General features: G+C 62.6%; 9 protein-coding genes and 1 pseudogene. 2 read left to right on the top strand and 8 right to left on the bottom strand.

Features of this window, described 5'->3' with window-relative positions:
- Nucleotides 1-51: 51 nt before the first annotated feature.
- The 5 genes and pseudogenes from U0177_RS27665 to U0177_RS27645 all read right to left on the bottom strand — a co-directional run.
- Nucleotides 52-306, bottom strand: a pseudogene (locus U0177_RS27665) (transposase); the annotation flags it as partial.
- Between the two features lie 7 nt (nt 307-313).
- A protein-coding gene (locus U0177_RS27660; RefSeq protein ID WP_409573919.1) for an IS630 family transposase occupies nt 314-1,455 on the bottom strand; the annotation gives its coding sequence in 2 pieces (ribosomal slippage) (nt 314-1,020 and nt 1,020-1,455; 1,143 coding nt in all).
- Between the two features lie 88 nt (nt 1,456-1,543).
- Nucleotides 1,544-1,816: a metal-sensitive transcriptional regulator gene (locus U0177_RS27655; protein WP_409573918.1), complete on the bottom strand. Its 273-nt coding sequence runs from the start codon at nt 1,814-1,816 to the stop codon at nt 1,544-1,546.
- A 220-nt stretch (nt 1,817-2,036) separates the two neighbouring features.
- The gene (locus U0177_RS27650; RefSeq protein WP_409573917.1) at nt 2,037-2,873 is read right to left on the bottom strand and encodes an alpha/beta fold hydrolase; all 837 of its coding nucleotides are present in this window, start codon (nt 2,871-2,873) and stop codon (nt 2,037-2,039) included.
- Between the two features lie 177 nt (nt 2,874-3,050).
- Nucleotides 3,051-3,686 (bottom strand): hypothetical protein, encoded by a 636-nt coding sequence (locus U0177_RS27645; protein ID WP_409573916.1) that lies wholly within the window; start codon nt 3,684-3,686, stop codon nt 3,051-3,053.
- A gap of 208 nt (nt 3,687-3,894) precedes the next feature.
- On the opposite strand from U0177_RS27645, the gene U0177_RS27640 reads away from it, so the two are divergent.
- Together U0177_RS27640 and rimI are read left to right on the top strand one after the other, a co-directional pair.
- The gene (locus tag U0177_RS27640) at nt 3,895-4,719 is read left to right on the top strand and encodes a hypothetical protein (protein ID WP_409573915.1); all 825 of its coding nucleotides are present in this window, start codon (nt 3,895-3,897) and stop codon (nt 4,717-4,719) included.
- Nucleotides 4,720-4,752: 33 nt separating this feature from the next.
- Nucleotides 4,753-5,427, top strand: coding sequence for a ribosomal protein S18-alanine N-acetyltransferase (gene rimI, locus U0177_RS27635; protein WP_409573914.1), 675 nt, complete (start codon nt 4,753-4,755; stop codon nt 5,425-5,427).
- Nucleotides 5,428-5,500: 73 nt separating this feature from the next.
- Here rimI and U0177_RS27630 read toward each other — a convergent pair whose 3' ends face one another.
- From U0177_RS27630 to U0177_RS27620, 3 genes are all read right to left on the bottom strand, one after another.
- The gene (locus U0177_RS27630; RefSeq protein WP_409573913.1) at nt 5,501-7,174 is read right to left on the bottom strand and encodes a ribonuclease J; all 1,674 of its coding nucleotides are present in this window, start codon (nt 7,172-7,174) and stop codon (nt 5,501-5,503) included.
- A 251-nt stretch (nt 7,175-7,425) separates the two neighbouring features.
- A complete protein-coding gene (locus U0177_RS27625) occupies nt 7,426-7,995 on the bottom strand; it encodes a hypothetical protein (protein WP_409573912.1) in 570 nt (189 codons plus the stop codon).
- A 76-nt stretch (nt 7,996-8,071) separates the two neighbouring features.
- On the bottom strand, nt 8,072-8,707 hold the full coding sequence (locus U0177_RS27620; protein ID WP_409573911.1) for a uracil-DNA glycosylase family protein: 636 nt from the start codon (nt 8,705-8,707) through the stop codon (nt 8,072-8,074).
- Nucleotides 8,708-8,742 lie beyond the last annotated feature (35 nt).

The following is an 8,742-nucleotide window of genomic DNA, read 5'->3' as shown; positions in this document are numbered from 1 at the left end:
GGTAGCTTTGGAGTTTGTCAAATCGACTGTGTAAATGGCACTCTCTCGGTTTTACTCCGCTGGGAAGCGCCCCGCAAAGCGTATCGCGAGCTGGTTGCGGATGCGCGCCCAATCCTGTGGCGGCATCGTCCATTTCCGCGTGATCTCGCGTGTGACCAAGAACAGCAGCTTGCGCGCCGCCTCCCCGCTCGGGAACGAGCCTTTCGTCTTCGTCACCTTGCGCAGTTGCCGGTTGTACCCCTCGATCGTATTGGTCGTGTAGATCAACCGTCGGATCTCCGGGCCGTATTCGAACATCGTCGCTAGTAGTCCGTCAATCCTGAATCGAAGGATAGAGCCGTTTGAGCTTGATGCGAGCATCCTCCACTGTGAAGCGCCACTCAACCGTTGCCTTGTGGCGGTTGCGCCGGCGTTCCCATGCGCGTAGCTCGCGGGCCAGCACCTTTCGATCCGGGATACGCCGATCATCGAGACACTGGCGGCGCAGCACACTCGCTTCAATCTCGGCCATGTTCAGCCAACTGCCATGCTTGGGTGTGTAGTGAATCTCCAGCTTCATCGCTAAGCGCTTGGCTTCTGCAGGTGCGAACGCTTCATAGAGTGAGCTAATGCTGTGGATATTCAGATTGTCCATCACCAACACGATCAAGTCCACCTCCGGATAGCGCACGTCGACCAATTCCTTTACCCACTGCGCCCAATCCACACGCGTGCGCTGCTCGGTGACATTCGTAAAACGCTGTCCGCGCAATGGCTCGAAGCCGATGAAAATGTTGGCCGTGCCATTGCGCTCGTATTCGTGATCTTGGCGCTTGGGGTGACTCGCTTGTGCTGGAATGGCTTCACGCGTATCGCTGAGCAACTGCGTGCTGACTTCATCCATACAGATGATCCGAATATCGTCGCGGTCGGGCCAAGTATAGACCTCCAGCACGTCTTCCATATGCGCCACAAATTCAGCATTGGCCTCTGGTGGAATGCACCATTCATCTATCCGCCACGGTTTGAGTTCGTTTTTTTGAGTGTCTGACGGACGGTTTCATGCGAGACGGCTTCGACATACTCCAATTCGACCATGCGTTCAGCCAACAGGCGCAACGTCCAGCGTCCGGCACCCTCGGGCGGAGTGCTACAGGCCAAGGCCACCAAATGGGCTTCAGCAGCGCCATCCAAGGCGCGGGTGTAGACACGTTTGGGCAGCTTGCGCTGCAAAGCAGCCTCCAAGCCGTGTTGCACCGCAGTCTGGCGCACGCGGGCAACAGTCGACATGCCGACATCCAACGCTGAGCAGATCATCGCATCAGTCCAGCCAGGGCCATCCGGGCCTTGATCGGCTTTGAGCAAGATCCGCGCATGGATATGAGTATGTGCGCGCGAACTGCCACTGTTCACAAGTGTCTGCAAGCGAGCGCGTTCAGCGAGCGACAACTGTACTTGAAAGGTTTTCTTCGGCATGACTGGCCTCCTGAACGTGATTGAGCGTGTGAGTTGCAGCCAGGATACCAGTCAAACGGCGATTATTCAAGTCAGCTTTGACGGACTACTAGAGCTTGCTGTGCGTCTCGAAGAGCTGAAGAAGCTCGCTGATCACACGCTCGCGCTCGCCCGAGTCTTCGCTGCGGATCGCGGTGGTGACGCAGCCTTCCAGGTGGCCTTCCAGCACGATCTTGTTGAACGTTTCGAGCGCCCGCTGTACCGCAAGCGCCTGCTTGATAATATCGACACAGTAGGCGTCCTCGTCGATCATGCGCTCGATGCCGCGCACGTGGCCCTCGATCGAGCGTAGCCGGTTACGCAGCTGCTGTTTGTTTTCCATGCGATGCTCTTTCTACCCCCTCCCACGGGGGTAGGGATATTATAATGATCGCAGCGTGGCGCGTCAAGGGGTTGTAGAAGGCTGTTGCTCATAGCAACTCGGTTTGATCATTTCTTTGGTATGCGCTGCACGGCGCATACCAAAAAGAAATTCGGGGGCGGCATTGCCGCCCCCGAACCCTCACCATACAGCAAGTGCTCAGCCGAATAAGGTGTTGCGCTTAGCCGCTCACCGGCGCGATCTGGCGGCTGCGTGCGCGCCGCGGCATGCTCCGGGGCGCGTCCTGCCGCAGAAAGCGCAGCAACGTCTCGTTGAACAGCTCGGCTTCGTCGAGAAACGGAAAGTGGCGGCTTTCGGGCATCACCACCACCTCGGCGCTGGGGATGTGGTCGAACAGATCGGCCTGGTTGGGGTGAACGATCTCGTCGCGCCCGCCGTGCACGATCAGCGCCGGCACGTTTAGGCGCGGCAGCTCGGGCCGCAGGTCGGTGCGCCACATCGAGCCGACTGCGCGCCGCAGCGTGGTGGAGCTTGATTTCACGCTATCGTCGAGGATCTCGTTCACGGCCGGGTCGTTGGTTTCGCCCAGGAACAGCCGGAACATGTAGCGCCGAAACCAGGGCATGCGCGCGAACGCATCGGCGAGCACCGGCCGGTCGGTGAGCTTGAGCAGCCACGAGAGCGAGTCGCCGACGATCGGCGCGCCGACGGCCACCACCCGGCTCACGCGCTTAGGGTTGTTGATCGCGGTTTTCAGCGCAACCATGCCGCCCATCGAGTGGCCCACCAGCACCACACGGTCGATGCCAAGCTCGTCGAGAAAGCGGATCACCTGGTCGGAGTAGCTTTGGATGCTCTCGGGGGTGGATTGGCCCAGCCGTGTGTCGCCGAAGCCCCAGAAATCAAACGAGTAGGTGCGGAAATGCTCGGCCACTCGCTCGATGGTAGGGAACCAGTAGCGCCAGCTGCCCAGCCAGCCATGCAGGAACAACACTGGCCGCCCATAGCCAAAAACTTCGTAGTGCACAACTTGTTGATCGACGACCATGATACTCATAAGAGTGCCTGTATGTGTTGGCGGCAGTTTCTATGGTCGGACGATTGTGGTGCGCCACAATTCTACTATACCATAAGAACCGCCGGTGCTCGGATGTTGGTTATGGTCGATATGCCAATTCAGGACTTCTGTCCTACGAGTATGCATAAGCCAGCGCTCGGCCAAAGATCGCGGCGATCAGTCGCCGCTGCTGACGCGCGTGCGCAGCACCGAGATATTCGACTCGCGCTCGTTCAGCGAGCGGCGCAGGCGCCACTGCAGCATGGCGATCTCTTCCGAGATGCTGCGCAGGTTCTGCATTTCTTGCTCGAGCTCTTCGAGCAGCGCGCCGGCCTGAAGCCCGGCCATCACCTGTGCGCGGTCCTTCGAGAGCGTGCCGACGCGATCTTGAATGGCAGCCAGCAGGCCCATCAGGTGCGCCCAGGCCTCGTTATCTTGCGCGGCCTTGACGCGCGCGCCCTGCTGCCGGCCCTCGGCCCACTCTTTGATCTGCGCCTGGATCGCGCCCAGCCGGCTTTCGAGCTGCTGCACGGTTTGCTCGGGCAGTGGCTGCGGCGCGGGGCTGCGCGCCCCGGCACCCTGCACGATCTCGCTCAGCCGATCTTGTAGCTGCGCCATCGAGGAGCCAAGCTGAGTCTGGCGCATGGTCACGGCCTCTTGCTCGTTCAGTAGGTCGAGCAGCATCTCGCGCAGCTTGGTTGTTTCGCCAGCTACGTCGGTGGCCTGCTTCTGCAGCATATGCGGCACGAACCAGAGCAGAAGCACCAGCAAGGCCAGAACCATAATCCCAAGAGCGACAAATAACGCAGTCATAGCGAGATCCTCCTCAAGTTGAGTAAATTATAAGCAGCGGCACCCGCCATGGTCAACCAATCACGGGCTTCACAAATGACATGTGGATTACACCCTATTAGCGCATCGTGGCGCCCGCCTCGCGGCCAAACTGCCCGAGCGTTGACAAGTCGTGCCGCCGCTTCTATAATGCTGCCGCGATTATGCGAAACGACTGAGGTACGCTGGAATGATGGTTTGGAACACGCGCAGGTTCGTGGCAATCGCCGGCCTGGTGGCCGCTTTTGCGCTCGCTGCCTGCGGCCAGGACAGCGCTCTATCAATACAAAAGTTGATCGGCGACGCGCCGCAGTATAGCGGCAAGCAGATCACTGTAAACGGCTTTTACCTGAAAGGCGGCGATTCGCCGGATCTGTCGGTGCTCGCCCCGGTGATCAGCACGCTCGACAATGGCCTGAACGCGCGGCCCAACGGCGATACGATCTGGGTCGATGGCTTTCCTGACGCGGTGCTGGGCCAGCTGCATCAGCCCGGCGATGCTACGTACGGCCTGGTGCGGCTGACCGGCCAGTTCGACGCGGGCGGCAGCTACGGGCCCGACGGCAAGTATAAGTATCGCCTGCAGGTAGCCTCGGCCGAGTCGATCGAGCGCGTGCAGCGCACCGAGACGCGTATCGAGAACAAGCCGCTTGGCGACGGCAAGGTTGGCCTGCTCGACCTAGCCGGCGACCCGGCGAAGTACAACGGCCAGCGCGTCACTACGCAGGGCTACTATTTCTGGAATGGCGTCATCTTTGTGTTGGCCGAGGGGATCTCGACCGAGAAGGATGGCAGCAGCCCGCAGCCAATCGGCAAGGTGTTCTGGATGGAAGGCTTCCCGCCTGACGAATCGGGCAAGCTGCACCTGGGGCCAGGCTCGCCGCCCGGCTATGTGTGGGGGCTGGTAGAAGTTACCGGCGATTTCAAGAGCGGCGGCGGGTTCGGCAAAGATGGCAAGTACGGCGAGTTCATTCAGGTGGCCAGCGCCAAAGCGCTTGAGAATGCCGCGCGCTAGGCTGCGCACGGCACGCATACCCACGAGGCGCCGATGTACTACTTCATCGAGCCGATGGTCGAGCAGGATATCGAGCAGGTGCAGCGGATCGAGCACCGCAGTTTCACCACCACCTGGTCGGCCAACACCTACCGCCACGAGCTGCGCCACCCCGCCAACAGCCGCTATATTGTCGCCCGCGCATCGCCCACGCCGCCGCCGCCGCGCAGCCCGAACCACAGCGCCCGCCGCGGCCTGCTGGCCAATATTCTACCGGCGCTCTTTGGTGGTGCGGCGCAGCCGCCGGCCAGCCCGTACCCGATCGTTGGCTATGGCGGGCTGTGGCTGAGCGTCGATGAGGGCCATATAACCACCATCGCCGTTGCGCCGGAGTACCGCGGGCGGGGCATTGGCGAGCTTGCGCTGAACGGCCTGATCGACCAGGCAGTGGCGCTCGACGCCGATATGCTGACGCTCGAGGTGCGCGTTACCAATGTCGTGGCTCAGCAGCTGTACTTGAAGTACGGCTTCAAGCCGGCCGGTACGCGCCCGCGCTACTACACCGACAATGGCGAGGACGCGCTGATTATGTGGACTGAGTCGATCCACGCGGCAAGCTACCAGGAGCGCCTGCACGCGCTGCGCGACAAGCTGTTCGAGCGGTTGCGGCTCGAGGCGGCCGAGCCACCGCCGCGCATGCAGCGCGAGCCGGGCATATCGGCCTCGTAGCGAGAGCCCGCCGAACACAGAACGAGACGGCCCAGAAGGCCGTCTCGTTCTGTGTCCGGCGGAGGGTTGGCGGCTAGACTTCCATCACCACCGGGATCACCATCGGCCGGCGGCGCGTCTGGCTATAGAGGAACTCGCTGACCGCGTCTTTGATCTTGCGGTGAATGAACATACTATCGGTCTCGGTAGTGCCGTCGCCGGTATGGCCGCTCAGCGCGTCGCGCACCGCGCCCTTGGTCGCCTCGATCAGGTCGTCGGACTGGCGCATATACACAAAGCCGCGCGACACCACGTCGGGCCCGGCCACCAGCTCGCCGGTGGTGCGGTCGATGCTCACCACCACCATCAGGATGCCGTCGCGCGCGAGCAGCTGGCGGTCGCGCACCACCACATTGCCAACATCGCCGACGGTCGTGCCATCGACATAGACATAGCCAACCTGGGCCTTGCCGGTGATCTTACCGAAGTTGCGGCTGAACTCGAGGATCGAGCCATTTTCGGCCAGGATCACATTTTCGGGCTGGAACAGGCCGCCCATGCCCAGCGCCATCTTGCGGTACAGCACCATGTGGCGGTAATCGCCGTGGAATGGCACCACGAACTCGGGCTTGAGCATGGCCAGCACCATCTTCAGCTCTTCCTGGTACGCGTGGCCGGAGACATGCACGCCCTGCACGCCGTAGATCACGTCGGCGCCAAGGCGGAACAGGTTGTTGATCACCCGGCCGACCGAGATCTCGTTGCCGGGGATCGGCGTGGCCGAGACCACGACCGTATCGCCGGGCTTGATCTTGACGTGCTGGTGATCGCGGTTGGCCATGCGCGCCAGCGCGGCCATCGGCTCGCCCTGGCTGCCGGTGCAGACGATCGCCACCTGGTCGTCGGGGTAGTTGCCGGCCTCGTGCGGGCGGATGAGCGTGCCCTCTTCGACGCGCAGGTAGCCCAGCTCGAGCGCGATCTTGCTGTTGTTCTCCATGCTGCGGCCGACCAGCGCGACCTTGCGGCCATACGCCTCGGCCGAGTCGATCGCCTGCTGCACGCGCGAGATATTCGAGGCGAACGTCGCCACGATGATTCGGCCGGGCGCGGTGGCGAAGATGTTATCGAACGCCTCGCCGACGGTCTGCTCGCTGGGAGTATAGCCCTTCGACTCGACGCGCACGCAGTCGGTGATCAGCGCCAGCGGGCTGCGTCGGCCCAGATCGGCGATAAACGTCGTGTCGGTTGGCTGGCCATCGACGGGCGTATGGTCGAACTTCCAATCGGTGAGGTAGACGACCAGGCCGGCGGGCGTAGTGATGCCGAAGCCGACGGTATCGGGGATCGAGTGAGCCACGTGGAATGGCTCGATGGTAAAGGTGCCGATGGTAAGCTTTTCGCCCGCCTGAAAGCGCACCAGCGTGGCGCGGTCGAGCAGGCGATGCTCTTTGAACTTGCCCGTGACCATACCGATTGTCAGCGGGGTGCCGTAGATAGGCGGGAAACCCAAGTCGGCAATCAGGTGTGGCAGCGCGCCAATGTGGTCCTCGTGGCCGTGCGTAAGCAGGATAGCCTTGATCTTGTCTTTCTGCTCGCGCAGGTAGGTGATGTCGGGCAGCACGAGGTCGACGCCGAGCATTTCGGCCTCGGGGAACATCACGCCGCAGTCGAGCAGCAGGATCTCGTCGCCGTACTCGAGAACCCACATGTTGCGGCCCACCTCGCCGGCGCCGCCGAGAGGTATGACTCGCACTCTATTTTTCGCCATAAGTTCTTGTGAAGTCGGTTGCCGGCCGGAATCACGGAAGGCCCGTACTTCGCTCCTTTCTCAAAGGCCGCCCAGCGCCCACGATACGCAAAGCCAACCAGCCTGGGGCAGCGTGCGGCCGCCCGGCCAGTTCAGCTAGTATGTATCGTGATCGCTAGCGCGACCGCTCCAATTCCGATTTTCCAATATCCTCAGGTCTGCCGCACTCAGGCAGACCGTGTGACCGTGAGAGAGACGAAACAGCACAGAGACTATCCAGTATGTATCTCGCTAGGCTCAGCCAGGCCTGTGCGGCGGCGGATCTCGTCGAGCAGCTCGGCGCGATCCTCGAGGCCGGCGTAGATCGGCAGTTTCAGGCGGCCATACGCCTGAGCGTGCAGGAAGCGCAGCAGTGGGTTACGGATCTGGCTGGTATAGTCGGAGCGCAGCAGCAGCTCATCGACTGGCTCGTCGGCGTCGGCGTCGGTGCGGCGGATGCCGCTGATTGCGTCCCAAGGGTATACCAGCGCCACGCCCAGCGCCGCGAAGCGCAGGCCATCGTCGGCCGGGGTGTAGGTGGCGGCCCACTCTTCGAGAATATTCCAGATCACCAGCGGCGTCGCAACGATCAGCACCAGCATGAGCAGCGCCGGCACAATCTGGCTGATCGACAGGCCAGCCTCGATCTGCTGGCGCAGCGTAGCCCAGAACGCGGCCGGGGCATAGCTGATGCCGAGCGTCTCGCGGAAGACCCACAGCGCGACCGCCCAGATCGCCAGCGCGCCGACGAGCAGCACCAGGGCACTACGGCGGCCAGGGGCTGAGAGCCGATATGATTTCATAGAGCAGTCACGGGCCGGCAAGGTGCTGGCTGTTTGCAATTTGCCGACTCCCACATCTTCATAACCCGCGTGGGTGTCAAAACATCGAGAGCTGCGTCAGCTCCGGCTCATCGGGCTCGGGCGGCGGTGCGGGGGCGCGCTTCGCCAGCTCGCGCTCGGCCTGTGCCAGGATCTCGGGCAGGCGCTGGAAATCGGCCTCGATCAGCGGCCGGTTCTGCGGCTGGTGCAGCGCCGCAGCCGGATGCATCATCGGCACAATCAGCCGCCCGCCGACCCAGCGCGGCTGGCCGTGGATGCGCGAGATGCGCTCGTTCGGGAACCACTTGGCCATCGAGAAGCGCCCGAGCGTCACGATCACGCGCGGGTCGATCGCGGCTATCTGGCGCTCGAGGAACAGCCCGCAGGCGGCGATCTCGTCGGGCTCGGGGTCGCGATTGTTGGGCGGGCGGTGTTTCACCACATTGGTGATGAACACATCCTGCCGCCGTAGCCCGGCCAGCGCCAGCAGCTCGGAGAGGAACTGGCCGGCCGCGCCGACGAACGGGCGGCCCTGGCGATCTTCGTTGAAGCCAGGCGCCTCGCCGATGAACATGATCTTCGCAGTGGCCGGGCCCTCGCCCGGCACGGCCTTGATCGTGCCGCGATGCAGCTTACACTGCGTGCAGACATTCACTTCGGCGGCGATCTGGGCCAGTGCTTCGGCTGCGCTCACGGGGTGCCCCTTCTAGCTCTCACCCGATTTGGCAC

It is taken from the genome of Kouleothrix sp., assembly GCF_046328425.1.
Taxonomy (GTDB): Bacteria; Chloroflexota; Chloroflexia; order Chloroflexales; family Roseiflexaceae; genus Kouleothrix.
The sequence above is the reverse complement of the archived record's forward strand: the minus strand, read 5'-3'. Positions and strand labels throughout refer to the sequence as shown.

Bases quoted from the DNA above. Each gene is read 5' to 3' on its own strand.
- U0177_RS27645 (WP_409573916.1), bottom strand. From the start codon at position 3,686: ATGACTGCGTTATTTGTCGCTCTTGGGATTATGGTTCTGGCCTTGCTG.
- U0177_RS27630 (WP_409573913.1), bottom strand. From the start codon at position 7,174: ATGGCGAAAAATAGAGTGCGAGTCATACCTCTCGGCGGCGCCGGCGAG.
- U0177_RS27625 (WP_409573912.1), bottom strand. From the start codon at position 7,995: ATGAAATCATATCGGCTCTCAGCCCCTGGCCGCCGTAGTGCCCTGGTG.
- U0177_RS27655 (WP_409573918.1), bottom strand. From the start codon at position 1,816: ATGGAAAACAAACAGCAGCTGCGTAACCGGCTACGCTCGATCGAGGGC.
- U0177_RS27640 (WP_409573915.1), top strand. From the start codon at position 3,895: ATGATGGTTTGGAACACGCGCAGGTTCGTGGCAATCGCCGGCCTGGTG.
- rimI (WP_409573914.1), top strand. From the start codon at position 4,753: ATGTACTACTTCATCGAGCCGATGGTCGAGCAGGATATCGAGCAGGTG.
- U0177_RS27650 (WP_409573917.1), bottom strand. From the start codon at position 2,873: ATGAGTATCATGGTCGTCGATCAACAAGTTGTGCACTACGAAGTTTTT.